Source organism: Kaistia soli DSM 19436 (assembly GCF_900129325.1).
Taxonomy (GTDB): Bacteria; Pseudomonadota; Alphaproteobacteria; order Rhizobiales; family Kaistiaceae; genus Kaistia; species Kaistia soli.
The window spans coordinates 1,796,671-1,821,049 of sequence record NZ_FQUP01000001.1 but is presented as its reverse complement, the minus strand read 5'-3'; the positions used below and the strand labels follow the sequence as shown (position 1 = coordinate 1,821,049).

Sequence of the window (24,379 nt, the reverse complement as noted above, 5' to 3'; positions counted from 1 at the left end):
TGATGCTGCGCGCTTGTCGCGCATGGACCTTGACGATGGCGGGCGCCCTTGCCGGTGCCGGCGCACCAGGAGAGCGGGATGCGTGACTATCTCGAACCGATGCTCGGCACGACCGGCGCCATGATCGCTCAGTTTGCGATCACGCTGGTTATTGTCGCCATCATCATATTGATCGTGTTCTGGCTGATCAGGACCTTCACGGGCAACCGGATCGGTACGACCGCGATCCGTGGCCGCCAGCCGCGGCTCAGCGTCCTCGATGCACTCCCCGTCGACCAGAAGCGCCGGCTGGTGCTGGTGAGGCGCGACAATGTCGAGCATCTCATCCTGATCGGTGGGCCTACCGACCTCGTCGTCGAGGCGGCAATCCATCGCCCGTCCGCAGCCCAGCGTCGTGCCGAGGCGGCAGCCCGGGCGACCGGCCAGTCGCAGCGCTATCAGGCCGCGCCGCCGCTCGGTGAGCCGACGCGCAGCCCGGCGGATGAGGCTTATACCGAGCCGCCGCAGGCTCAGCCTGCCGCCTGGAGCGAACCGCCGCGCGCCGAGCCGAGCCGGCCAGAGCCGGTTCGCACAGCATACGTCCCGCCGGTGATGGAACCTGAGGCGCCCAATCGCGAGCCGCAGCAGGCGGAAGAAGTCCGTGCCGAGGAAGAGCCTGTCTCGGCCATCGAGACGGTCACGGTAGCGGAAGCCGTCGAGATCGTCGAAGTCGCAGCCGAGCCGGAGCCTGCGCCGACTGTGCGTGCGCCGCAGCCGCCGGCGAGGCCGACACGTGCGATGGCATCTTTCCTGGGTGCAGTTGGCCGTGGCCGCGCAGCGTCTGAGCCGTCCACCTCGGAGTCGCAGGCCGAACCGCGCCGGCCAGAGCCGCCCATGCGCCCTCTCGGCCGGACCACGCCCGTGGCGCCCAAGGCACCCGAGCCCCCCGCGGAAGAGATTGTTGACGTCGCGCCCGCTGTCGAGCCGCCCCGCGCGGAAGTCTCGCGTTCCGACGCGTTGCGTCCGGAGCCGTCGCGCATGGAGCCGGTTCGGCCGCAGCCGCGTCCGGCGATGCCGCCGGCCCCACCCGTTGCCCCGCCTGTCATGGGTGACGCACCCTATGGCGCGCCGATCGCCGATCCCGATCACGCCCCGCGCTTCGAGCCGATCTTCGACATCAATCCGGATGACGTCCGCGATCCGGGCCGTCCGATGCGCCCGATGCGCGAACCGGCCATAGCGGCGCCGTCGATCGAACCGCCGCGCGAGCCGCGCTTGTCCGAAGAGCCGCTCGAGGAAGCACCTCCCGTTGAGCCCGAGGACCGGAGCCGTGCGAGTTCGGTCGGTGATCTCGAGAAGGAAATGGCCCGCCTTCTCGGCGAGATCTCAGGCAGCCGCCGCACCTAGGCGGTCCAGCCTTAAGCGAAAGAAACAAAAGAGGCGCGGCCATGGACCGCGCCTCTTTTTATGGTGTCACCCCATCGAGCCAGCCAGTACCGCGCGGTCTAGTCGTCGCGATAGACTCTCTCGCGGCGCTCATGCCGCTCCTGAGCCTCGATCGACAGCGTTGCGATCGGCCGCGCGTCGAGACGCTTAAGGCTGATCGGCTCGCCGGTCTCTTCACAGAAACCGTAGCTGCCGTCATCGATCCGCTGCAGCGCGGCGTCGATCTTCGAGATCAGCTTGCGCTGACGGTCGCGTGCGCGAAGCTCGATCGCGCGATCCGTCTCCGAAGAGGCGCGATCGGCGAGATCGGGATGGTTCTGGTTTTCGTCCTGAAGATGCTGAAGGGTCTCGCGCGACTCCTTCAGGATGTCCTCTTTCCAGGCGAGGAGCTTCTTGCGGAAATACTCTCTCTGCCGCTCGTTCATGAAGGGCTCGGTCTCAGAAGGCCGATACTCTTCAAGACTGTCTAGCGTCATGAACAACCCCTGGCTCGGTGGCTTTGCGGCGCGGAATATAGCGATGCACCCGTCCGAGGACAACCGCCCCGGAACCGGTTTGTCATACATCAAAATAACGAGGTCACGTCTGTCATGAAAGCCGACTAACCACCGTATAAAACTGGACTTTTTTAGTCTGACGTCAAAACCCCAAGCGCCGCCGCGCGGTTCGGATGTCCGGGTTCAAGTTCGGAGCGACCGGGCGTGGCGATCGCGGAGAACGTCGATGCGGAGAGGGTTTGTTAAGGATGACGAACGTTTAATGGCTGCTCAGGCCACCACCACGACCGCTCCGCCGAAGAAGGACGCGCCCATGCCGACGCATGCTCTCCATCCGCATTCAGCCGACACAGCGGTGATTTCGACCCGCGAGGCCGCCATCGCGGTATGTTCGGGGATCGAGACGACGATGGAGTCACTGCTGCAGCTCATCGAGGCCGAAAGCGTCCTGCTGCGCGCCGGCAAGACGGTTGCCGCCGCGGCGCTCGACGCACGGAAGAACGACTTCGCCGCGGCCTATCTTGCCGATCTCGCTATGCTGCGTCAGGTCGGGCCGGAGCTCGAAGCCTATGCGCCAGACGCCGTCGATCGACTGCGCCGGCTGCATGACGAATTCATCTCGGTGCTGCAGATCGACATGGCGACGCTTGCCGCCGCTCGCGCGGCCTCCGAGCCGCTGCCGACGCGGCTTCCGAACGGCCGCGGGCCAATTGCCGATGGGCGCCCGCTCCCCCGCCTCGATCGTATCGGCCGGCACATCCCGCAGCGCCTCGCCGCAAGCAGTCGCCGTTGAGCCGAAGGCACTAGCTCGCTTTGGCGAGCGATGTGTCGACGTCGTGCAGGATCAGCCGCTGGACTTCCCGCATGGCCCGATAGAGCTGGCCGCTGTGAAGTTGCCGCTCGATCGCCTCGACGAAAGGCCGAAAACCCGGCTCCGCATCGACGATTTCCCGGGTAAGCCGGGCGATCTCAGGCAGGAAGCGACTGGCGTCGCGCGAGAGATACATGGACTGCATCGCCAGATAGAGCCGCTTTGGCAGCGAGTTGGCGGCCTCCGGGGCCATCATGTCGCGCTCGCGCAACACCGGCGCGTCACCTTCAATGCACAGCCTGGTGCGGCCGCCTTGGTTGACGATCACGAGATCGCCAAGCAGCACCCGCTCGCCTGCCTTCAGCTCCAGTTTGAGCGGCATCGGTCGATCTCCTGGCAGCAGCGCCTTCGCGCCGGGAATCGGGCACGAATCGCATCCCGACGAGGGGAACGCTAAGGCCGCATTCGTTAATCGCTGGTCAGCGGAAATGGTGGCTTTTGAATGAATCGAGCTGAAGCTTCGCCGGGCGTGAATGCCACATTGTTGCCTACCCGATGGCGATAGTCCGAGCCCGCACCGCGGCGCGCGACGTGACATTCGGAGACGGGAATGCGGATCGAGGCCCTTTTCACACTGGCAACCTTCGGTGTGCTTCTGGCATCCGGAGGAACGGCGCTCGCTCAGCAGGGCTATTGCGATGGCGTGGCGCGCGACTATGCCGACCACGCTGCCGCTAGCAACACAGCAGGCGGGGCCTTGGCCGGTGGCGTGATGGGCGCGGTCGGCGGCGCCGTCCTTGGCGGGATCATCGATGGCAACAGAGGTGCAGCCAATGGCGCCGCAATCGGCGGCGTCGGTGGAGCGCTTGTCGGCGCCGGCCAGGGGTCCCAAAAATGGCGCCGCGCCTACAATCAGGCTTATCAGGACTGCATGGTCAGGGCCTCGTCCAGACCACCGGCGCCCCTGCCCGGCTATGGCAACAATCGGCCGCCGCCACCTCCCCCTGGCTACGCCGCTAACCGGCTGCCGCCCGGCTATGACGGCGCGCCGCCGGCCTGGACGCGGGAATGGTATGCCTATTGCGGGCAGCGCTATCGCAGCTTCGATCCCAACACCGGCTATTTCATCGCCAGCGGCGGCGTGCGCAAATTCTGTCGCTGAGCCCGTTCGACCGCAGCCCGGTTTCGTGCTAGGAGCGCCGCTCGGCCGGCAAGGCCGGCGGCATCATGCCGGTACGAAACAAGTGCGGTCACGATCATGCGCCTTCTGCTGCTCCGCCATGCGAAGTCGGCCTGGGATCTTCCGGGCGCAGCCGATTTCGACCGGCCGCTCGCCCCGCGCGGGCGCCGCGCGGCGACGATGATCGGCGAACATCTGGCTGCCCATCGTCTGCTGCCCGACCGCATTCTCTGCTCCTCGGCTCGCCGCACGCGTGAGACGTTGATCGGGCTGCTGCCCGTCATCGCAACAGACCTCGAAATCCGGATCACGCGCGACCTCTACGAGGTGCCAGCCGCCGCCTATATCGATTGCATCGCAGCGCTCGGCGGATCGGCGCGCACGCTTCTGGTCATCGGACACAATCCCTCCGTCCAGGAATGCGCGCTTGAGTTGATCGGCAATGGCAATCCAGCCGTCCGCGACGACATCGGCGAGAAATTTCCCACCGCCGGTCTCGCGGTCATCGACTTCGAGCATCACAAGTGGTCCGAGATGCGACCCCGCACTGGCCGAGTCGTTGCCTTCTTTCGGCCGCGTGAACTCGAAATCGTCGGGTCCGAACCGCCGACCGACGACGAATAGCCCTTCCGCCTGACCCGCGTGGTTCCTACATCGTCGCTGGCACCCCGCGTTCCGCGACGCCGCGGCGCGACGTCAATTCTGGCAACGGATGGACTCCGATTGAATCTCTCGAGCCTTGCCGACGAAGCCCGTCTCGCCTTCGCAACGCTGGGAGACCGCGCAACCGACATCGTCAACCCAACTGTCCGCCTCGGCGTGACCGGACTGGCGCGCGCCGGCAAGACCGTGTTCATCACCGCGCTGGTGCACAATCTCGTCCATGGCGGCCGCCTGCCCGTCTTCCGCGCCTATGCAACGGGCCGCGTTACGGGCGCGCGACTTGAGCCCCAGCCTGACGACGACGTACCGCGCTTCGACTACGAAGATCACGTCCGCGCGCTGGTCGAGGACCGGATCTGGCCGGACTCGACGCGCCGCATCAGCGAGCTTCGCCTATCGATCGCCTACGAGTCGGCCTCGTTCCTCCGCCAGCGCCTCGGCTCCGGCACGCTCAATCTGGACATCGTCGACTATCCCGGCGAGTGGCTGCTCGACCTGCCACTGCTCACCAAGGACTATGCCGCCTGGTCGCGCGAGGCGATTGCGCTGGCCCGTCGCCCGGGTAGGCCGCCGGCTGCCGCCGCTTTCCTGGCCCGCGCCGAAGCCGCAAATGCGGCAGCGGCGGAAGACGAAGCCGTCGCCCGAGAACTCGCAGTACTTTTCACGGACTATCTGCGCGCCTGCCGCGCGGATGAGCATGCCCTTTCGACGCTGCCGCCGGGCCGCTTCCTGATGCCCGGCGATCTCGATGGCTCTCCGGCACTCACCTTCTGCCCGCTGCCTGGCGAGGTCGGCGATGCGCCGTCTGGATCGCTCGCCCGCATGATGGCGCGGCGCTACGAAGCGTATAAGTCCGTCGTCGTGAAGCCGTTCTTCCGCGATCATTTCGCCCGCCTCGACCGCCAGATCGTGCTGGTCGATGCGCTGAACGCGCTGAATGCCGGCCCTGCGGCCGTCGCCGATCTTTCCGCGGCGTTGACGGAAATCCTCGGGAGCTATCGGCCAGGCGCCACGTCCTGGCTCGGCAGCCTGTTCACACGGCGCATCGATCGCATTCTGATCGGCGCTACCAAGGCGGATCATCTCCATCACGCCGATCATGACCGGCTGGAGCGCATCCTCGGCCACCTGCTGGCTCCGGCGATCGCCCGCGCGGAAGAGGCCGGCGCGCGCGTCGAGATCGCAGCTCTCGCCTCCGTCCGCGCGACGCGCGAAGGCGTTGTTACTGCCGGCAATCAGAAATTGCCATCGATCATCGGGACGCCGCTGGCGGGCGAATTGTTCGAGGGCGAGATCTTCGACGGCCGGACCGAAATTGCGTTCTTTCCCGGTGACTTGCCGAGGAATCCGGGAGCAGCGCTCGAAGGTGTTGACTCAACTTCTGAGCGGGCACCGCCACTGCGTTTCGTGCGCTTCCGCCCTCCTGCCCTAGAGCGCACGGCCGAGGGCATGAAGCTTTCTCTGCCGCATATCCGTCTCGACCGTGCGCTCGAATTCCTTGTCGGAGATCGACTCGCATGACCGTCGAGACACCCCGGCGACCCGCAGCGTTTCGCCTCGACCGTATCCGCGTCACCGATGACCCGGACGCGGCGTTGCGCCCGTCCGATCAGCCCGTCGTCCTGACGGAACCTGACGACGAACCCGTGCCTGTCGTGCTTCCGAAGCTGCGGCGCCGCATGCGTTGGTCCGACATCCTTTTTTCCGCGCTCGGCGTTCTCGTCTCGCTTGGCATTGGCCTCGCGATCGACCGCCTTATCCGCGATCTCTTCGACCGCGCCGACTGGCTCGGCTGGATCGCCGTCGGCGCTGCCGCGTGCGCGGCGCTGGCAGTTGTCGCGATTTCCGTCCGCGAAGTCGGCGGGCTCATGCGGCTGCGACGCATCAACCGTATCCGCGACGACGCCGAGGCCGCTTCACGCCGCGACGATCGCAAGGCGGCGCGGGCCGTGGTGCGCGATCTTGCGGATCTCTATGGCGAGCGGGCCGAGACAGCGAAGGGTCGCTCCAATCTGGCCGGCCACGCCGACGAGATCATCGACGGGCGCGATCTGATCGGCCTTGCCGAACGCGAATTGCTGGCGAGTTTCGACACCGCCGCGAAGAGCCTCGTTCTGGCGAGCGCCAAGCGTGTGACAGTCGTGACAGCGATTTCGCCGCGCGCAGCCGTCGACGTGCTGTTTGTCCTAGTCTCGGCGCTGCGGCTGATCCGTCAGCTCGGCCAGCTCTATGGCGGGAGGCCGGGCACCCTCGGCTTCCTGCGTCTGGCGCGGCTCGTGGTCGGCCATCTCGCTGTAACCGGGGGCATGGCTGCAGGCGACTCCCTGGTGCAGCAAGTGCTTGGACACGGGCTCGCGGCGCGGCTTTCGGCACGGCTCGGCGAAGGCGTGATCAACGGCATCCTGACGGCGCGCGTCGGGATCGCGGCGATCGAGGTTTGTCGGCCGCTACCATTTCAGTCGGAAAAGCCCCCGGCGATGGCTGATTTCATGGCTGAGCTTGCTCGCATCAACCAAGGCAAGGGTCGTCCCATCGAGGACGAACTGGGGCGGGGTTGATCAATCGCAACTCCGGCCGATCTCTAGCCCGCTCGGAGCTCTGACATCTTGGCGACCAACTCGCGCAGCCCGCCGAGCACCTCCTCGCGCTGATCGGCAAAATCGATATCCGGATCGATCGCGCCGTCGTTGGCGACGATCCGCGCCCGCGCGAGACGCAATGCAGGCATGGCATCGGTGAGAATCACGTCAAGGCCGCCAAGGACCTCGCGCAACTGAGCGCCGCATTTGCCGCCGCCATGGCCTCCATAGGTGACGATGAGGACCGGCTTACTGCGCCATTCGCGGTACAGGTGATCAATGGCGTTTTTCAACGCAGCCGGATAACCCCAGTTGTATTGCGGGCTGACGAACACGATAGCGCCAGCGCCTTGCACCAGTTCGCTCCAGCGCCGCGTCGCCGGGCCGCGATAATCACGGCCGGCGGCCGGAATGTCGGGCTCGTCGTCGAGCCCGAGTTGGAGGTCGCGCAGATCGACGGTTTGAAAGTCGACATCGCTTACCGACGCACCGAGAGACGAGACCCAATCGGCGATGGCGGGCGATCTGCGATTGATACGGGTGCTACCCGCGACGACGAGAATATTTCCGTGCATGATGCACATATAGCATCTCGATCAGACCCGTGTAAACTGTGCATCATGCACGGACAGAATGACCCGCTCGCACTCGCTCTTCTCGACCTTGCGCGCTTCATTAGCGACACCCGCAGGGACAGGTACCTGATAGCCGAGGCAGGCCTCGATCTGGACCCGGCTTTCCTGCCTTTGCTGGTCAGGCTCGGCACCTACGGTCCGGCAGGCGTGGTCGAATTGGCCGATGAACTGGGGCGCGACCACTCGTCCATGAGCCGCCAGGTGGCGAAACTGGAGGCGGTCGGGCTGGCCGAGCGCGCACGCGCGGCGTCGGACGCCCGTCTGCGCATCGCCAAGATCACGCAGAGCGGCCAAGCGGCGGTCGCGGCCCTCGCGGCAGCACGGAAGCGTGCGCTCGATCAAGCGATCGGCAATTGGACGGCCGCCGACCGAGAGACACTAGGACGACTGCTCGGACGGTTCACATCGGCCCTACAGGCATTGACCGATCGGTCGCGGCAAGACCTCTCGTCCGACGACGAGGCCGGGTCGGGCTGAGCACAGCCGGCAGGTCGCGCGATGCGTCCGACAGTCTTTTGACGAGATGGCCAGGCGCGAGTGGAATCCAGCGCCGAGGACACACCATCGCGAGCAAACGAGGTGTCAGCGCGGCTTGTTGTCGGCCGCGAGGTGACGTCCATATTCGCGCTCGCGCTCGTCGCGCTTCTGCACGAGTTCCTCATAAGCCCGCTTCGCCTCTTCCGAGAGGGAAACGCGCTTCACAGGCGCCTTCTTGCGCGGCGGCTGCTTCTGGAAAGTCTCGTTGGCCATGCTCTGCTGTGCTCCGGGGCTGCCCGCCGGCAGACTAAAGCAGGTGCCGCGGTGAAGCGAGCCGCGACGAGCCCGCCGGAACATCTCTCCGGCGGTGCGACAACGATGCCACGCCTTTTTCGTCTCAGGCGACGCCGAGCTTCTTCTGCAGGCTGGTCGAGGAGGTCGTGTACTGGAACAAGACCTTCTTGTCCGGATTGACGACCCGGCTCGCCGCTTGGGCCATCAGAGCCGCCTCATGGAAACCCGAGAGGATCAGCTTCAGCTTGCCGGGATACCAGTTGATGTCGCCGATCGAGAAGATGCCGGGTTCGGACGTCTCGAACTTCTCGGTGTCGACCTTGATGAGGTTCTCATGCAGATTGAGGCCCCATTCGGCGATCGGGCCAAGCTTCATCGTGAGGCCGAAGAACGGCAGCATTCGCGTCGCAGGCAGGCGATGTTCCTGATTGTCATTGTCGACGATCACGGCATGCGTCATGTGGCCGTCATCGCCTTCAAGGCCTGTGACTTGGCCAAAGACGAGCTTCAACTGGCCCGCCTCGGCGAGGGCGCGCATCTTGTTGACGCTGTCGGGCGCTGCGCGGAAGGCGTCGCGTCGGTGCATCAGCGTGACGCTCTTGGCCAGCGGCTGCAGATTGAGCGTCCAGTCGAGCGCGGAATCGCCACCACCGACGATGAGGATGTCGTGGTCGCGGAAAGCCTCCATCTTGCGGACGGAGTAGTGCACCGACTTGCCCTCATAAACATCGATGCCCGGCACCGGCGGCCGCTTCGGCTGGAACGAGCCGCCGCCGGCCGCGATGACGATGGCCTTTGCGATGAAGGCCTTGTCGTTGTCGGTGATGACGCGGAACCGATTGTCTTCGAGCCGTTCGATCCCCGCCACCATCTCGCCGAGATGGAAGGTCGGCGCGAACGGCTTCGCCTGGGCGAGCAGATTGTCCGTCAGCCCCTGGCCCGTGATGATCGGGAAGCCGGGAATGTCGTAGATCGGCTTCTCCGGATAGAGCTCGGCGCATTGACCGCCTGGCTTGTCGAGAATGTCGATCAGATGGCAGCGGATATCCAGCAGGCCGAGCTCGAAGACGGCGAACAGGCCGACTGGACCCGCGCCGATGATGACGACATCGGTTTCGATGATTTCGCTCATGATAGACCGCTGGACTTCCGTAAACATGAAGAGGCCGGCGTGGTTTAGCCCCTCGCTCGGGGCCTGCAAAGCATGATTGTGCTCACAAACGCCACTTCGAGAGAAATCGCTGCCTCAAAACAGCAGCGGGTCAGCCCTGACTCTCCGGAACGCGCACGATCAGGCCGTCAAGCGCAGCCGTAACGCGGATCTGGCAGGACAGCCGCGAGTTCGGCTGCACATCCTGTGCAAAGTCCAGCATGTCCTCTTCCATCGGCTGCGGCTCGCCCGTCGCTTCGACCCAGTCGGGATCGACATAGACATGACAGGTGGCGCAGGCGCAGGCGCCGCCGCATTCGGCCTCGATCCCCGGCACGGAATTGCGGACGGCATTCTCCATGACGGTCGTGCCCTCGCGGGCTTCGATGTCGTAGACCGTGCCATCGAAGGCGATATAGGTAATCTTGGCCATGAGAACCGGTGCGGGATCGAGAGGAACGGCGATGTTGCGCCGCGACGGGTTGTCTTAGGCGATTTTTTGTCATCCTGCCAAGCGACCGGACGCCTCAGGCGAGCGCTTCGGCAAGCTGGGGACGAAGGCGCTGCAGCGCCGCAACAAGCTGGTCGGTGTCCGCTCCCTCTTCGATCGCCAGCGCGACGGCGGCAAGCTCGGCCGCGCCAATTGCCAGCGCCGCGCCGCGTACCCTGTGCGCGGCACCCCGCTGCTCTGCAGCATCCGCCATCCCCGCAATGCCTTCAGCGTCTGGCAGGATTTCCATCCAAAAGAGCGAGAGCAGTTCTTTGGCAAGAGCCGCGTCGCCGCCGACATTCGTCATCAGGGCAGCGCGATCAAGGACGGGAAGCCCTTGGTCCAGCGTGCTCTCGCTCAATTGCGCTGCCATATGTTTCCAGATGCCGACGATGGCTGGAGACGATGCGCCAGCCTGTTGAAAGCCCATGCTCGTCGGCCCGGCTTCCTTGTATGCACCGCACGAATGTGCCAAAAGGTGAAGTGGTGGGCAAGGGTGTGGAGGCCACTCCATCCTGCAGTACGCAGGGGGAGAACGGCGGATCCACGGCGCGGACGGCGAGACCCTTTGGGGCTTCCAACCGTCATCGCCTGGACATCCTCGTGCTTTCGGCGAATCACAGCTCGTCGAAGCGGCCGGTGCAGTATCGAGTACGGACGCGAGGCTTAAAGAATGGTGAATACTCCGAAGTCCAAGGACCCGGCGGACGCAGTTCTCTCCGCCGTGGAGGAGGCGCTCCGGATCGATCCCGCCGCTTCGGCCGCCGAACCCAGCCGAGAGGCTGCTCAGGGCGGACCGCGCGACCGGCGGCTCGAAATGCCCCGCATCAACGAGCCCCTCCGGGCAACCGGACAGGCCCCGAACCAGGGCCCTCGCAGATCCGACTCGCCGCGCAAGGGCGACAGCCCGGCGGCAGCGTCCCGCGGCGCCCCTAAGGCCGACGCCCAAGCGCGCGACGGTGCCGAAGACATCGCCCAGCGCCCCCGCCGCGTCGATCGCAAGGGCCGTGCACCCGCGAATGACGATCGCCGCGTTGCCGGTGCCACTTTGCCTGCACGCCGTCCGTCCCGTGTCATCTATCCCGTCGCAGCCGCCTTGTCGCTCATCTGGATCGGCGCGATGTTCGTGTTCCTGACCTCGTCGGGCGTTGATCCGCTCGCTGGTGCCGGCGGCCTCGGCGCCGCTCAATTCGCCAATGTCGTGCTCGCCTTCGTACTGCCGCTCGGCATTATCTGGGGCATCGCGATGATGGTTGCCCGCGCCCAGGAAATGCGCATCGCCGCGCGTTCGATTTCCGAAGTCGCGGCCCGGCTTGCCGAACCCGAGGACGCTGCCACCGACTCCGTCGTCATGGTCAGCCAGGCCATTCGCCGTGAAGTCGCCGCCATGGGCGACGGCATCGAACGGGCCCTCGCCCGCGCCAGCGAGCTCGAACTGCTGGTTCACAACGAGGTCGCGGCGCTCGAACGCTCCTATTCCGACAATGAACTGCGCATGCGCGGGCTCATCGACGACCTCGCCAATCAGCGCGAAGCGATCGTCGTCAATTCCGAGCGCGTGCGCTCGTCCATCGTTTCCGCGCAGGAGACGCTGGGGAAGGACCTGCGCGAGACCGGCGACCAGATCGCCAGCAATGTCATCGAATCCGGCGCGCGCGTCACGGCGGCCCTCGCCGATCGCGGCCAGCAGATCACAGTGACGCTGTCGGCTGCCGGCGACGATATGATCGACAAGCTGTCCGGGCGCGGCGACGATCTCGTCAGCCGCCTGACCAGCGCCGTCGGCGAAGTGACCGAGACGCTGTCGCGCACCGGCGCCGACGTGACGGACGCCCTGCTCGTCCGCTCGACCGACATCAACGAGACTCTCGAGATGACCGGCCGCGCCATGGCCGAGACGGTCGCCGAGCGCGGCCGCGAGGTCAACGACACCCTCGCCCGCATTACCGAGGAGCTGGCGGCCGGTCTTGACCGCCGCACGATCGACATCACCCGCTCGATCGCCCTGACGGGCAACCAGGTCGCCGAGACGATCTCGCACCACACCCGCGAGGTGAACGCGGCGCTGAAATCGAATGCCGACAGCCTGATCGTTGACCTCGCGCTACGCGGTCAGGAGATCAACGAGAAGCTCGACGAGACGGGCACGCGCATCGCTGACACGATCAGCGCCCGCGGCGATGATCTCGCCGGACGCCTCGCTTCGACCGGCGACCGCATCCAGGACTCGATCTCGATCGATGGCGGCGGCCTTGCCGATCGGCTGAATGCCGCCGGCGACATGATGGCCAATCTGCTCGAGGCACGAACCGCGGCGCTCCGCGAGACGATCGACGTCGCCTCCAACGCCGTGAACGAGACCTTCGACGCCCGCTCGAGCGAATTGACCGAACGACTTGCCCAGGTCGGCGGCGAGGTGGCGAAGGCCATCACCATGCGCGGTCTCAAGATCAATGAGACCATCATCACGTCCGGCTCCGAGATCGCCGACACGATGGCCTCGCGCGCCGAGATGCTCCATGAGCGCTTCATCGCGGCCAGCCGCGAGGCGACCGAGACGATGGAGAGCCGTGGCAACGCGGTCTATGACCTCGTTATCACCACCAGCCAGCAGCTCAGCGAAGCGATCGAATCCCGCGGCACCGCCATCCATCAGCAGATGCTCGCCTCCGGTAATCAGCTTGCCGAGACGATCGAAATGCGCGGCGTCGACGTGCATGAGCGCATCATCGCCTCGGGCTCGCGTCTCGCGGACGAGATCGCGAACCGGGCCGATGAAGCCCATGGGCGTATTGTCGCCTCGGGTACGAGCCTCGCCGACGAGATTTCCGCTCGCGCCGATGAAGCGCACGGCCGGATCGTCACCTCCGGGTCTGGCCTTGCCGAGGAGATCGCCGAACGCGCCGAGCAGGTGCATGCCCGGATCATCGAGTCAGGTTCAAGCCTTTCCAGCGCGATCGAGACGCGCGCCGATGCCGCTCATAACCGCATCGTCACGTCGGGCACCAATCTCGTCAACGAGATCGAGAGCCGTGCCGGCGCCGCACATGAACGCATCGTCGCCTCGGGCTCCGGCCTCGTGAATGAGATCGCCAGCCAGGCGAGTGCCGTGCACGAGCACATCGTCGCAACGGGATCGACCTTGGCCGATGCGATCGAGAACCGCGGCAACGCTGTCCACCAGCGCATTCTGGCAGCGAGCGAAACGCTGGTCAGCGACATCGCCGGCCAGATTGGCGCCGTGCATGCGCAGGTCGTCACGTCTGGCTACAATGTCGCCAACGAGATCGAGAACCGCGCCAATGCGGTGCATGAACGCATCGTCTCGTCGGGCTCGGCCTTTGTCGGCGAGATCACCGGCCAGGTTGAAGCGGTACACGAGCGCATCGTGAACAGCGGCGGAGACATTGTCGGCCAGATCGAAAGCCGCGCCACGGCTCTGCATGAGCAGATCCTTGCTTCCGGCGAGGCGCTGGCTTCCGACATCGCCGGCCAGGTCGAGGCCGTGCATGAGCAGATCGTGACGGCAGGCGGAAGCCTTGCCGAGGAAATCGCTCGCCGTGGGGGCGCCGTTCATGCCGAGATCGTCGCTTCGGGCGAGCAGCTCGCGAGCGAGATCGTCCTTCGCGCCAACACGGCACACGAGCAGATCGTCAATTCGGGCCACCGCCTCGCCGACGATATCGAAGGCCGCGGCACGGCCGTGCATGAGCGTATTCTCGGCTCCGGCAATGCGCTGATTGATCAGCTGACCAGCCAGTCGGCCGCCGCGCATGACGAGATCAGCCGCAGTGGCACGGAGCTTGCCCGGGCGATCGAAGAGCGCGGCACAGCTGTGCACCAGCAGATCCTCTCCTCGGGCAATGCACTGTCGGGTGAGATCACGGCGCGGGCCAATGCCGCTCACGCTCAGATCGTCGCCGCTGGCAATAATATCGCCGAGGAGATCGAGACGCGGGCCAATCTCGTCCAGGATCGCATCATCGCTTCTGGCACCACCGTTGCCGAAGAAATCGACGGGCGTGGCATCGCCATCCATGACCGCATCGTCACGGCGGGTTCGTCGTTGATCGATGAGATCGCCGGCCAGGCGAGCGCGACGCATGCACGGATCGTCACGACGGGCGTTGAGCTTGCCGAAGACATCCAGACGCGCGCCGCAGCCGCTCACGACCGCATCGTCGACACCTCGACGCAGTTCAGCGAACTGATCGGCGACCGCGGTCAGGCGATCGCCACCGGCCTCGACGAGCGCTTCGCGGCGCTGCGCGACATCATCGAGGTGCGCGGCCCAGAGCTGATCAGCCGCTTCTCCGATCGGGCCAACCTGATGGACGGCACGCTGAATGAGCGGATTACCCGGTTCGGCGATACGATGGAGGCAAAGCTTTCAGCTGCCTCCAACATGCTCGACGAGCAGGCCCGCGCCATCGATACGACCATCGGTGACCGAGCGCTGCAGATTAACCAGACGCTGGTCGAACGGACCCGCGAGATCGCCGATACCTTCGTCAGCGGCCAGGGCGAGATCAACGCGATCATCGAGGAGCGTCTTTCGGACCTGACCGGCCGCCTGGCCGATCGGACGGAAGCTCTGGCTGAGATGCTGGCCGAGCGCACCGAGGCGATCAACGAGACGCTCGGTCGCCGCGCGGCTGAGGCGACGGAGGGTTTCGACGCCCGCGCCGCGGCGATGGACGACGTTCTGGCGAGCCGCCTCGCCGATATCTCCGCAACGCTCGGGCGTGAATCCGCCCGCGCCGCCGAGGAAATCTCGACATCGCTGGCCGATGCGACCAACCGGCTCGTCGATTTGTCGGCGAATTCGAGTGTCGCCGTGCGCTCGGCCGCCGAAGAAGCCTCGGACCGGGTTTCACGCTCGGCAGAATCGGCAGCGGAAGCCCTTGGCCGCTCCGTCGAAGATGCATCGCAGCTCATCAATCGCTTCAGCGACCTCGCTTCCGAAACGGTCATCCGTTCGGCTGGCGAAGCCTCGACGACGCTGTCTCGCAGCCTCGACGGCGTCGCGGACCTGCTGTCGCGGTCTGTGGGCGATGCCTCCGAAACGCTCGGCCAGTCGGTCGAGGGTGCATCGGAGCGTCTGCTGCGCAGCGCTGACGAAGCCTCGCAGTCGCTGACCACCGCTGCCGCGAATTCCGCGGGTCGCCTTGCCGCCTCGGCTGGCGAAGCGAGCGAACAGCTTCGCCGCGCTTCAGCAGATACAAGCGAGGCCTTCGCCCGTCTCTCCGGCGATGTGGTCGGGCATCTCGGCCGCATCTCGACAGAGGTCGAGGAGACCCTCTCGGTCCGTGCCAGCGCCGCCGCCGATGCGATCGAGGAGCGTACACGCGCCTTGAACGAAGTTCTCGGCAGCCGCAGCGCCGAACTGTCCCGTCTGCTCGATGGCGAGGGCAATCGTCTCGTCAGCGCGATGGATCAGCACGGCAATGACCTGACGCAGCGTGTCGCATCGGTTGGCGACGCGGTGGTTGAACTTCTCGCCTCGAAGGGCAACGAGGTCGTCTCGATGGTGCTTTCCAGCACCGACAGGGCGACGCGGACGCTGATCGAAAGCGGCGAAACCGTCGCGCAGAGCTTCGGCGAAGCCAATCAGCGCCTGACGACCGATGTCGCCGGCGTCGTCGAACGGCTTGGGCAGTCCAACCAGTTGCTCGATACGCTGCTGAGCCGCAGCGCTGACAATTTGAACCGGATCGAGATTGGCCTCGCCAATCGGACGGGCGAACTCGCGCAAACGATCGACCGCGCCGTCACCAGCACGGAAGGCTCGGCCGGACTTCTCGCGAGCCAGGTCGAGACGCTGCGCGATGTTTCGCATGACGTCCTCGAGAATGTCGGCAATGTCGCCGGCCGGTTCGAGGAGCAGGGACGCGCCATGCGCGAGGCCGCCCGGGCCTTGCTCGAGGCCAACAGCCAGCTCGAAGGATCGGTCGACCACCGCCGTGCTGCGATCGAGGAGCTTGCCGCGAGCCTTGCGGCGCGCGCCGGCGACCTCGAAAGCCGCATGAAGAACTTCGCCGACAGCGTCTCCGCAAGCGTCAAGGACGCCGAGGACCGCGCAGCGGAGGTCGCGCGGCTGCTATCCCAGTCGAGCGCCGATGCCGCGAAGGGCGTCGTCGAGAATCTTGAGGGTCTGCACCAGACGGCATCCACCGTCGGCCGCAAGGCGCTCGACGAGGTCCGTCAGGTCAATCGCACGCTGCTGGAAGAAATGAACACGGCCGTCAGCCAGGCGACCGGCCAGTTCTCATCGGCCACTGACGGCATGCGCGAGGTCGCGCGCGCCATCCATGACGACCTCGAGAGCACGCGCAACGAACTGAAGCGCGGCGTGCTGGAACTGCCGGAGGAGACCCGAGCCAGCGCGGACGCGATGCGCAGGGTCGTTTCGGACCAGTTGCAGGCTCTCAGCGAGTTGTCGGCCATCATCAACAAGCATGGCCGGGCGCTCGATATCTCCGTCGTCACCCCGGGACAGCCTGCAACCCGCGCTCGCTTCGTCGAGCCCGCGCCAAGCGCCCCGCGCGCCCAGCCGCAGGCATTTGCGCCGCGCCCCTCGCAACCGTCTGCGGCCCCCGCGCCACAGCCGGTGCAGACGACAGCGCCCGCGCCGCAGCCTGCTCGCCAGGCCGAGGCGTCCCCGCAGGTCAAGTCGCGGACTGATGACGAGGCGAGGTCGGCTGCGACCAACGCCGCGCGTTTTGTCGAGGCGCCCCGCCCTGCTGCTCCAGTTGCCAGCGCGCCAAAGCCTGCCCAGCCTCCGGCGAAGCCTGCTGCTGAGCCCGAGGCGCGCGGATGGGTGTCAGATCTGCTCCGCCGCGCCTCGCGCGAGGAAGAGCAGCCGGCCGCCGAGGAAAAGCCAGCCGCCCGCGCAGCCGGCTCGCAGGAATCGCTTGGCAATCTCTCGAGCGAGATTGCCAAGGCAATCGATCCGCGCGCCGCGGCCGAACTGTGGTCTCGCCACCACAATGGCGAGAAGAACGTCTTCACCCGCCGTCTCTACACGTTGCAGGGGCAGCAGACCTTCGATGAAATCCGCCGCCGCTATCAGCAGGAGCAGGATTTCCGCACGGCCGTCGATCGCTATGTCGGGGACTTCGAGCGCCTGCTTGGTGAGGTAACCCGCCAGGACCCGTCAACGGCCAGCGCCTACCTTGTCTCGGATACGGGCAAGGTCTACACGATGCTCGCGCATGCAAGCGGCCGCTTCGACTGAGCGGACGCCCGCTCTCTGAATGCATCGGGCGCGGCGCAAGCCGCGCCCGATGCATTTGTGCCCGGCCTCGCAGGATGAGCCGCATGCACGCAATACGCGACGAAGCCGTTTCCATCGTGGGCGTTGCGCGCTAGATGAGAGGGTGCGTCCTTCGACGCGCCGCCCTGCCTCCGGAACCCCCGAACGCCATGTCCGCCCCCGACCACGCAACGCCCCGCTCCAGCTGGGGCGCGTTCCGCCATCGCGGCTTCGCCTTCTATTGGGTGGCGCGGCTGTTCGCTAATTTCTCGGTCAATATCGTCAGCGTTGCAGTGGGATGGCAGGTCTACGATCTCACCAAGAATCCCCTGGATCTCGGCATCATCGGCCTGGTGCAGTTCCTGCCCGCCTTGGCACTGGTGCTGGTGACGGGCTCCGTCGCTGACCGATATAATCGGCGTGTCATCATGGCGATCTGCATGGTCGGCGAAGCGCTGTGCATGGCAGGACTACTCGCCTTCACCATCTCCGGCAGCAGCAACGTCAATATCGTCTTTGCCGTCCTGCTAGGCTTCGGCGTGGCGCGGGCGTTTCTCGGACCAGCATCGGGTTCGCTGGCGCCAAACCTGGTGCCGCCGGAAGAGCTCGGCAATGCCATCGCCTGGAATTCGAGCGCCTGGCAGATCGCAACCATTGTCGGCCCCGTCGCGGGCGGCCTGCTCTATGGCCTCGCGCCGCAGGCGCCTTATCTGGTGGCGCTGTCGATGATCGCGATCGGCGTCATCCTGGTGGTGCTGATGCCGCACACCGTCCAGAACACCTCAGCCGCCAAGGCGAGCTGGGAGACCGTCATCGCAGGCTTCCGCTATGTCTGGAAAGAGAAGATCGTCCTCGGCGCGATCTCGCTCGACCTCTTCGCCGTTTTGCTCGGTGGCGCCAATGCGCTGCTGCCGATCTATGCACGCGACGTGCTCGCGGTTGGTCCCTGGGGCCTCGGCCTGCTGCGCGCCGCGCCCGCGGTCGGTGCGATCAGCGTGGCCGCTTGGCTCGCCTTTCATCCGGTGCGCGACCGCGCCGGGATCATCCTCTTCATATTCGTCGCGCTGTTCGGCACCTTCACCGTCATCTTTGGACTGTCGACCATCACGTGGGTCTCAGTCATCGCGCTCGCGATGATGGGTGCCACCGATATGGTGAGCGTCTATATCCGCGAGACGCTGATCCAGCTTTGGACGCCGGATGCCGTGCGCGGCCGGGTCAACGCCGTCAACATGGTCTTTATCGGCGCTTCCAATGAACTCGGCGAGTTTCGAGCGGGCGTATCGGCCGCCCTTATCGGTGCGGTCACGGCCGTCGTCGTTGGCGGCGCCGGCACGGTGGCTATTGCGCTTATCTGGGCGCGACTCTTCCCCGAGCTTCGCAAGGCGCGCCGTCTCGATGGCCATCGCTGAATACAACTATTTTTCGCATCCGATGAAACCACAAACCGCCCTGAGCATTGCTGTTTCTGTAGAAGCCGACGGGGAATGCAATGTCCACAATCCTGCTCATCGTTCTGGTCGTCCTGCTGATCGCAGCACTCCCGAGCTGGCCGTACAGCTCCGGCTGGGGCTATTACCCCAGCGGCGGCCTCGGCCTCATCGTCGTGATCCTGATCGTGCTTCTTCTCATGGGAAGGCTCTGACCTGTCAGCGTGAGGAGGTTGAGGCGAACCCCTTGTCTCGCCGCTGAACTCCCCAGCCCATGAACCCAGCACAGCTTCGTATTTCCAGCCAGAGCGTCCTCCTCGCCGTCGGGTTTGCAATCCTGACGGTGATGGCGGGCGCTTCTGTTTGGCTGGCGGAACGCTCCGCTGACGACACGCGGTGGGTCGCGCATTCGCTCGGCGTCGAAAACCAACTGTCCCTGCTCCAATTGTCGGTCCGCCGCGCGGAAAGCGGACAGCGCGGATACCTTCTGACGTCGGATGCGGACTATCTCAAAGTCTACCAGGAGAGCGTCGACGCGATCCCCGAGCGCATGGCCGCGCTGCAGTCGATGGTCGACGACAACCCAGAACAATCGGCGCGGGTCGCACAGCTCGCGGAAGTTGTTGCCGCCAAGCATGACGAACTGTTGAGGATTGCCGATCTTCAGCGACAAGGGCGGAATTCAGAAGCACTTGCCGTCATCCGCGATCCGGCCGGCCAGACGACGATGGCGGAATTCACCGACATCGGCTCCGAAATGCGCACCGCCGAACGGGCGCTTCTCGCCGATCGCACAGCGCGCGGCGCTACCACCAGCCGCTGGCTGCTTGCCACGACGCTGCTGGGAGCCGTGGCGATCATGGTCCTCGCCGGGCTCTCGATCCTGTTGATCCGCCGCTCCCATTTCAGCCTGGCCCGAGCTCAGCAGGAGCTGTCCGAAAGCAACAGCCATCTTGAAGAGAAGGTCGCCGAGAGGACGAGCGACCTTCAGGAAGCGAATGATGAGCTGCAACGCTTCGCCTACATCGTGAGCCACGACTTGAGGTCCCCCCTGGTCAACATCATGGGGTTCACCGGCGAGCTCGATGCGATCCGCAACGACCTGATCGAGCAAGATGCCCGCAGCGCTGACCCGCAGCGCAGCCAGATCTACGCCGATTTCGACGAGGCGCTCGGCTTCATCAAGGCGTCGATCTCCAAGATGGACCGGTTGATCAACGCCATCCTCAACCTGTCGCGTGCGGGTCGGCGTGATTTCAATCCGCAGCAGATCGACCTCAGCCAGGCGCTGAAAACGATCCAGGATGCTGTGACGCATCAGGCCCAGGAGGCCGACGCGGTGATCGAGATCGGTCCGCTGCCGTCGATTGAAAGCGACCGGCTCGCGATCGAGCAGATATTCTCGAATCTCATCGACAACGCCGTCAAATATCTGAAGCCGGGGCGCCCTGGCCGCATCGGAGTCACGGGCGCCGAGCGCGGCGGGTTTGTGATCATTCGCGTCGCCGATAACGGCCGCGGCATCGATCCGACCGACCGCGAGCGCGTCTTTGAATTGTTCCGCCGCGCGGGAACGCAGGACCGTCCCGGCGAAGGAATCGGCCTTGCCCATGTCAGGGCATTGGTGCGGCGCATAGGCGGAAAGATCCGCCTCGACAGCGAGCTCGGGGAAGGCAGCACCTTCACGGTGATCCTGCCCAGGAGCTGGCGCGAGTGAATAGGTTTGCCGACGCTGTGAATGCTTGTTTAGGACCAGCTTTCGGTCCAAGGAAGGTTGGATGTCATGATGTCGATGCAACGAATTCGTGAGACGGCGAGATGAGCGACAACCCCAATCACGTGACGATCGTGATGGTCGAGGATGACGAGGGTCATGCGCGGCTGATCGAGAAGAACATCAGGCGGGCCGGCGTCAGCAACGAGATCAAGGCGTTTGCCGACGGCACCAGCGCGCTGGATTTCCTGCTTGGCACCGATCGGACCGGCGCGAGCCGGAAAGGTGAGGCGCTGCTGATCCTGCTCGACCTTAATCTGCCGGATATGACCGGTATCGACATTCTCAAGGCCGTGAAAGGCAATCCGCATCTGCGCGCCACGCCGATCGTCGTGCTGACGACGACCGACGATCAGCGCGAGATCGAGCGGTGCTATGAGCTTGGGGCCAGCGTCTATGTCGTTAAGCCCGTCAATTACGAGAATTTCGCCAATGCCATTAGGCAGCTGGGCCTGTTCTTCTCGGTGATCAAGGTCCCCGAGGCAAAGTGATGGAGCCCCAGCCGGTCGTTCTGTTCATCGATGACGATCCAGGACTTTGCCGGCTGGCGGTCAAGGACTTGACGCGCCACGACTTTGTTGTCGAAACGGCGACGGATGGCGATGCCGGGCTCGCGCGGCTGGCCGAAGGCGGCATCGACATTGTCGCGCTCGATCACCACATGCCGGGGCGGACGGGGCTTCAGGTGCTGCCGTTGATCGCCGCGATGCCGAATCCGCCGCCGGTCGTTTATGTCACCGGCGAGGCGCAGGGGCGGATCGCGATCGCTGCGCTGAAGGCCGGTGCAGCCGACTACGTCATCAAGGAAGCGAGTGAAGACTTCTTTCCCCTCCTCCGTGCGGCGCTCGCATCGGCGCTGACAGCCCGCCGCCTTCAGGAGGCCCACCAGCACGCCGAAGCGGAAGTCCGTGCAGCCCGGGATCGATTCGAGGCCCTTGCCAATGAACGCGCGTTGATCATTCAGGAGGTCAATCACCGCGTCGGCAACAGCCTGCAACTGGTCGCTTCTCTCTTGAACATGCAGGCAGCGGCTCATCCCGATGCCGCTGTAAAAAGCGCGCTGGCCGCCGCGGTCGGCCGCGTCATGGCGGTCTCGCAGGTACACCGGCGGCTCTATACATCCGACGACGTCCATAGTGTCGCGCTCGATCTCTATCTTGGCAGCCTGATCGAGGATCTAGCCCGCACGATCGAAGCCAATGGAGATGGTGGCCAGATCTCATTCAAGCTGGAGCCGCTGGCGATCCGTCCCGACCGCGCCGTAGCGCTCGGCGTCATCATGACGGAGCTTATTCTGAACGCGTTGAAATATGCCTATCCCGGCGCCAGCGGTGCGGTTCGCGTGTCCTGTATGGCGATCGATGGTAATATCGCGATGACCGTCGAGGACGACGGCGTTGGAAGCGGCGAAGATACGCGCGCCGTCGGCACGGGCCTCGGGCGGAGGATCATCCAGGCGCTGGCGAGCAAGCTCGAGGCGAGTATCGAGCACGATGTGCAGCATTCCGGCACGCGCATCACCATCCGCTTTCCCGAACGCGAGCCTCGGCAGGAATAGTCCAGACCGATTGAACCAATCTCGATCTCAGGCGTTGGCGGCCCAAAAGCTGGTTCAGGATGACACCGGCTACTTTCCGTTGACGGAGTGACAGATGCGCTTGTTCGAATGCCGGGCCTGTGCCCATTGGCTGCCTTTCGAAGATTTCGAATGCGAGGGATGCAGCCGGCCGCTCGGTTTCGTGCCGGCACAGGGCCATCTCCGTTCACTCGATGATGCAGGCCCGGGCGTCAACGGCGAACAGCTCTACACAGCGCATGGTCTTGACGAGATGCTCTTCAAGCCCTGCGCCAATCGCGAGCATGGCGTCTGCAACTGGTTGTTGCCGGCCGACAGTCCAGAGCAGCTCTGCGTCTGCTGCCGGACGAACATGGTCATTCCGAACCTTTCCAGCCAAGTCTATAGCGAGCGCTGGCGCGATATCGAGCTCGCCAAGCACCGGCTCTTCTACAGCCTGCTGCGCTTCGGCCTCGGAGTCCCCAACAAGGCCGATGATCCCGTGGCTGGTCTCTCGTTTTCATTTCTCGCCGACGAAAACGATGTCCGCGTGCTGACAGGCCATGACGAAGGCCTGATCACGCTCAACATCGTCGAGGCCGACGCGGTGGCGCGCGAAAAGGCTCGAACCGACATGCACGAACCCTATCGGACGCTGCTCGGCCATTTCCGCCATGAGATCGGCCACTATTATTGGGACCGGCTCGTCCGCGACGTGGGGCGTATCGAGGAATCCCGCGCCGTGTTCGGCGACGAATCCATCGACTACAATGGCGCCCTCCAGAACTACTACCAGGGCAATTTCCCGGCAGACTGGCAGGATCGCTATGTCAGCCAATATGCAACGGCCCATGCCTGGGAAGACTTTGCCGAGACGTTTGCCCACTACATGCACATGATCGACACACTGGAGACAGCATACGCTTTCGGGCTGCGCATCCGTCCGAAGGCCCGCGCGCAGGGCAATGTCGATACGACCATCGATTTCGACCCCTATCGCGGCGTGGATTTCAGCGAGATCATCGAATCTTGGGGTCCCCTCACCCAGGCGATGAATTCGATCAATCGCAGCATGGGCCAGCCCGATCTCTATCCTTTCAAGCTCGGACCCGGCGTTGTCGATAAACTCGCCTTCATCGATACGCTTCTGCGCAGCAAGGAGCAGGCTCTTAAAGCCGCCTGAGTTCGGGGAGGTTAGGAGTCTCCCGCCAGGCTTCGGCCGGCTGCGAGGATGGCAGCGTCGGTCCCAAGCGCCGTCGTGACGCTGCCGCCCTTCTCATTGTAGGGCGCGCCCATCAGGGCTGGGTCCCGCCAGGGGCCAGTCGTGATCGTGATGCCGCGGAACGCCAACGTGCCGTTGATGCGGGCAAGGTTCATGCCGCCCGAGGAAGCGCCGGTAGCATCGCAATCGGTTCGAAAGAACGACGTCTTTTCGGTCGAAACCGGCTTTCTGCGAACGGTACAGCCCTGCACGACCGGCATACCGCGATCGACTTCCCGCACCATGTCAGCGGGATGCGCCGTCACGACGATCAGCTTCTCCCCCGCCTGCACCGGGATATCCGCTTTGACCGGAAAGGGCACCGCCCCGACGAGCGGTTCGGCAAGTCGCACGATCGCATAGTCGTTGTTTGAGCCGGGCTTTGGTTTCCGGGCGCCGAACCGCGCGTTGGCGTCGTCGACCAGAAGGTCGATCATGACTGGATCAGCGGCCTGGTTCTTGAAGAAGCATTTCCAGCGCCGCTGCCCCGACGGCTCGAAAAAGACATGCGCCGCGGTCAGGATGTGTTGGTTGTCGAGAAAAAGCGCCGCCGAACCGACCGAAGGCGATGGCGAAAGGCAGCCAACATAGCCGGAAACGGCGCGGATGTGCGCTATGTCCGCATCGTCAAGCCCGAGCGACGGGCCGAGTCGAACCAGCGAATCGCGTCCATCCGCACCGTCGATGACGTTGACGCGTATGAGCGACTGGGCGCTTGGAGGCACAACAGGTGGAGCGGCTGGCGCAAGGGCGGCCGCTGGGGTGGCAAAGAGGGCGAAAATGAAGGGGATGACAGCGCGCATGGCGAAACCATGCCATGCCCGGAAGCGGTCGTCACCGGGCCAGATTGCGGACCACGCAGCTTAAGCTTGTCTCTGCCGAAGAATAAGGCAGATTAGGTGG

The 24,379-nt window shown here is 65.0% G+C and carries 22 protein-coding genes; 14 read left to right on the top strand and 8 right to left on the bottom strand.

Going from position 1 to position 24,379, the window contains the following annotated elements:
- The first annotated feature begins 78 nt into the window (after positions 1-78).
- The gene (locus tag BUB39_RS08785; protein ID WP_073052521.1) at positions 79-1,386 is read left to right on the top strand and encodes a flagellar biosynthetic protein FliO; all 1,308 of its coding nucleotides are present in this window, start codon (positions 79-81) and stop codon (positions 1,384-1,386) included.
- Between the two features lie 98 nt (positions 1,387-1,484).
- On the opposite strand, the gene dksA is transcribed toward BUB39_RS08785, so the two are convergent.
- Complete coding sequence (dksA, locus tag BUB39_RS08780; RefSeq protein WP_073052892.1) at positions 1,485-1,901, bottom strand: RNA polymerase-binding protein DksA; 417 nt, start codon at positions 1,899-1,901, stop codon at positions 1,485-1,487.
- Between the two features lie 334 nt (positions 1,902-2,235).
- Between dksA and BUB39_RS08775 the strand changes: the two genes are divergently transcribed.
- Positions 2,236-2,715 carry a hypothetical protein gene (locus BUB39_RS08775; protein WP_139251387.1) on the top strand — a complete coding sequence of 160 codons (480 nt, stop codon included), beginning with the start codon at positions 2,236-2,238 and terminating at the stop codon, positions 2,713-2,715.
- Between the two features lie 10 nt (positions 2,716-2,725).
- On the opposite strand, the gene BUB39_RS25455 is transcribed toward BUB39_RS08775, so the two are convergent.
- On the bottom strand, positions 2,726-3,115 hold the full coding sequence (locus BUB39_RS25455) for a flagellar biosynthesis repressor FlbT (protein ID WP_073052519.1): 390 nt from the start codon (positions 3,113-3,115) through the stop codon (positions 2,726-2,728).
- A gap of 228 nt (positions 3,116-3,343) precedes the next feature.
- On the opposite strand from BUB39_RS25455, the gene BUB39_RS08765 reads away from it, so the two are divergent.
- From BUB39_RS08765 to BUB39_RS08750, 4 genes are all read left to right on the top strand, one after another.
- Positions 3,344-3,895: a BA14K family protein gene (locus BUB39_RS08765; RefSeq protein ID WP_073052518.1), complete on the top strand. Its 552-nt coding sequence runs from the start codon at positions 3,344-3,346 to the stop codon at positions 3,893-3,895.
- A gap of 96 nt (positions 3,896-3,991) precedes the next feature.
- On the top strand, positions 3,992-4,537 hold the full coding sequence (locus BUB39_RS08760; RefSeq protein ID WP_073052517.1) for a SixA phosphatase family protein: 546 nt from the start codon (positions 3,992-3,994) through the stop codon (positions 4,535-4,537).
- A 99-nt stretch (positions 4,538-4,636) separates the two neighbouring features.
- A complete protein-coding gene (locus BUB39_RS08755; RefSeq protein ID WP_073052516.1) occupies positions 4,637-6,097 on the top strand; it encodes a YcjX family GTP-binding protein in 1,461 nt (486 codons plus the stop codon).
- A complete protein-coding gene (locus tag BUB39_RS08750; RefSeq protein WP_073052515.1) occupies positions 6,094-7,134 on the top strand; it encodes a YcjF family protein in 1,041 nt (346 codons plus the stop codon). Before BUB39_RS08755 ends, BUB39_RS08750 begins: the two co-directional genes overlap by 4 nt.
- Positions 7,135-7,157: 23 nt before the next feature.
- Here BUB39_RS08750 and BUB39_RS08745 read toward each other — a convergent pair whose 3' ends face one another.
- Positions 7,158-7,670, bottom strand: a complete 513-nt coding sequence (locus BUB39_RS08745; RefSeq protein WP_244540204.1) for an NADPH-dependent FMN reductase — start codon at positions 7,668-7,670, stop codon at positions 7,158-7,160.
- Between BUB39_RS08745 and BUB39_RS08740 the strand changes: the two genes are divergently transcribed.
- A complete protein-coding gene (locus BUB39_RS08740) occupies positions 7,593-8,267 on the top strand; it encodes a MarR family winged helix-turn-helix transcriptional regulator (protein ID WP_244540183.1) in 675 nt (224 codons plus the stop codon). The genes BUB39_RS08745 and BUB39_RS08740 overlap by 78 nt on opposite strands.
- Before the next feature lie 105 nt (positions 8,268-8,372).
- On the opposite strand, the gene BUB39_RS25450 is transcribed toward BUB39_RS08740, so the two are convergent.
- The 4 genes from BUB39_RS25450 to BUB39_RS08725 all read right to left on the bottom strand — a co-directional run bounded on the left by BUB39_RS25450 (position 8,373) and on the right by BUB39_RS08725 (position 10,574).
- Positions 8,373-8,540, bottom strand: coding sequence for a hypothetical protein (locus BUB39_RS25450; protein WP_175561785.1), 168 nt, complete (start codon positions 8,538-8,540; stop codon positions 8,373-8,375).
- A 124-nt stretch (positions 8,541-8,664) separates the two neighbouring features.
- Positions 8,665-9,693 carry an NAD(P)/FAD-dependent oxidoreductase gene (locus BUB39_RS08735; RefSeq protein WP_073052513.1) on the bottom strand — a complete coding sequence of 343 codons (1,029 nt, stop codon included), beginning with the start codon at positions 9,691-9,693 and terminating at the stop codon, positions 8,665-8,667.
- A gap of 130 nt (positions 9,694-9,823) precedes the next feature.
- Entirely contained in the window at positions 9,824-10,144 is a 321-nt protein-coding gene (locus BUB39_RS08730; protein ID WP_073052512.1) for a 2Fe-2S iron-sulfur cluster-binding protein, read from the bottom strand.
- Between the two features lie 94 nt (positions 10,145-10,238).
- Positions 10,239-10,574 (bottom strand): hypothetical protein, encoded by a 336-nt coding sequence (locus BUB39_RS08725; protein WP_139251386.1) that lies wholly within the window; start codon positions 10,572-10,574, stop codon positions 10,239-10,241.
- 300 nt (positions 10,575-10,874) lie between these two features.
- Here BUB39_RS08725 and BUB39_RS08720 point away from each other — a divergent pair, with 300 nt between their 5' ends.
- The 7 genes from BUB39_RS08720 (at position 10,875) to BUB39_RS08690 (ending at position 23,398) form a co-directional block, all read left to right on the top strand.
- Positions 10,875-17,438: an apolipoprotein A-IV repeat region-like domain-containing protein gene (locus tag BUB39_RS08720; protein ID WP_073052510.1), complete on the top strand. Its 6,564-nt coding sequence runs from the start codon at positions 10,875-10,877 to the stop codon at positions 17,436-17,438.
- Between the two features lie 188 nt (positions 17,439-17,626).
- Positions 17,627-18,868 (top strand): MFS transporter, encoded by a 1,242-nt coding sequence (locus BUB39_RS08715; protein ID WP_073052509.1) that lies wholly within the window; start codon positions 17,627-17,629, stop codon positions 18,866-18,868.
- A gap of 80 nt (positions 18,869-18,948) precedes the next feature.
- Positions 18,949-19,101, top strand: coding sequence for a DUF3309 family protein (locus BUB39_RS08710; RefSeq protein ID WP_073052508.1), 153 nt, complete (start codon positions 18,949-18,951; stop codon positions 19,099-19,101).
- A 59-nt stretch (positions 19,102-19,160) separates the two neighbouring features.
- Entirely contained in the window at positions 19,161-20,603 is a 1,443-nt protein-coding gene (locus BUB39_RS08705; RefSeq protein ID WP_073052507.1) for a sensor histidine kinase, read from the top strand.
- 101 nt (positions 20,604-20,704) lie between these two features.
- The gene (locus tag BUB39_RS08700) at positions 20,705-21,151 is read left to right on the top strand and encodes a response regulator (protein WP_073052506.1); all 447 of its coding nucleotides are present in this window, start codon (positions 20,705-20,707) and stop codon (positions 21,149-21,151) included.
- Positions 21,151-22,218 carry a sensor histidine kinase gene (locus BUB39_RS08695; protein WP_073052505.1) on the top strand — a complete coding sequence of 356 codons (1,068 nt, stop codon included), beginning with the start codon at positions 21,151-21,153 and terminating at the stop codon, positions 22,216-22,218. Before BUB39_RS08700 ends, BUB39_RS08695 begins: the two co-directional genes overlap by 1 nt.
- A 94-nt stretch (positions 22,219-22,312) precedes the next feature.
- On the top strand, positions 22,313-23,398 hold the full coding sequence (locus BUB39_RS08690) for a zinc-binding metallopeptidase family protein (protein WP_073052504.1): 1,086 nt from the start codon (positions 22,313-22,315) through the stop codon (positions 23,396-23,398).
- Between the two features lie 11 nt (positions 23,399-23,409).
- Here BUB39_RS08690 and BUB39_RS08685 read toward each other — a convergent pair whose 3' ends face one another.
- Positions 23,410-24,279, bottom strand: a complete 870-nt coding sequence (locus BUB39_RS08685) for a trypsin-like serine peptidase (protein WP_073052503.1) — start codon at positions 24,277-24,279, stop codon at positions 23,410-23,412.
- Between the last annotated feature and the right edge of the window lie 100 nt (positions 24,280-24,379).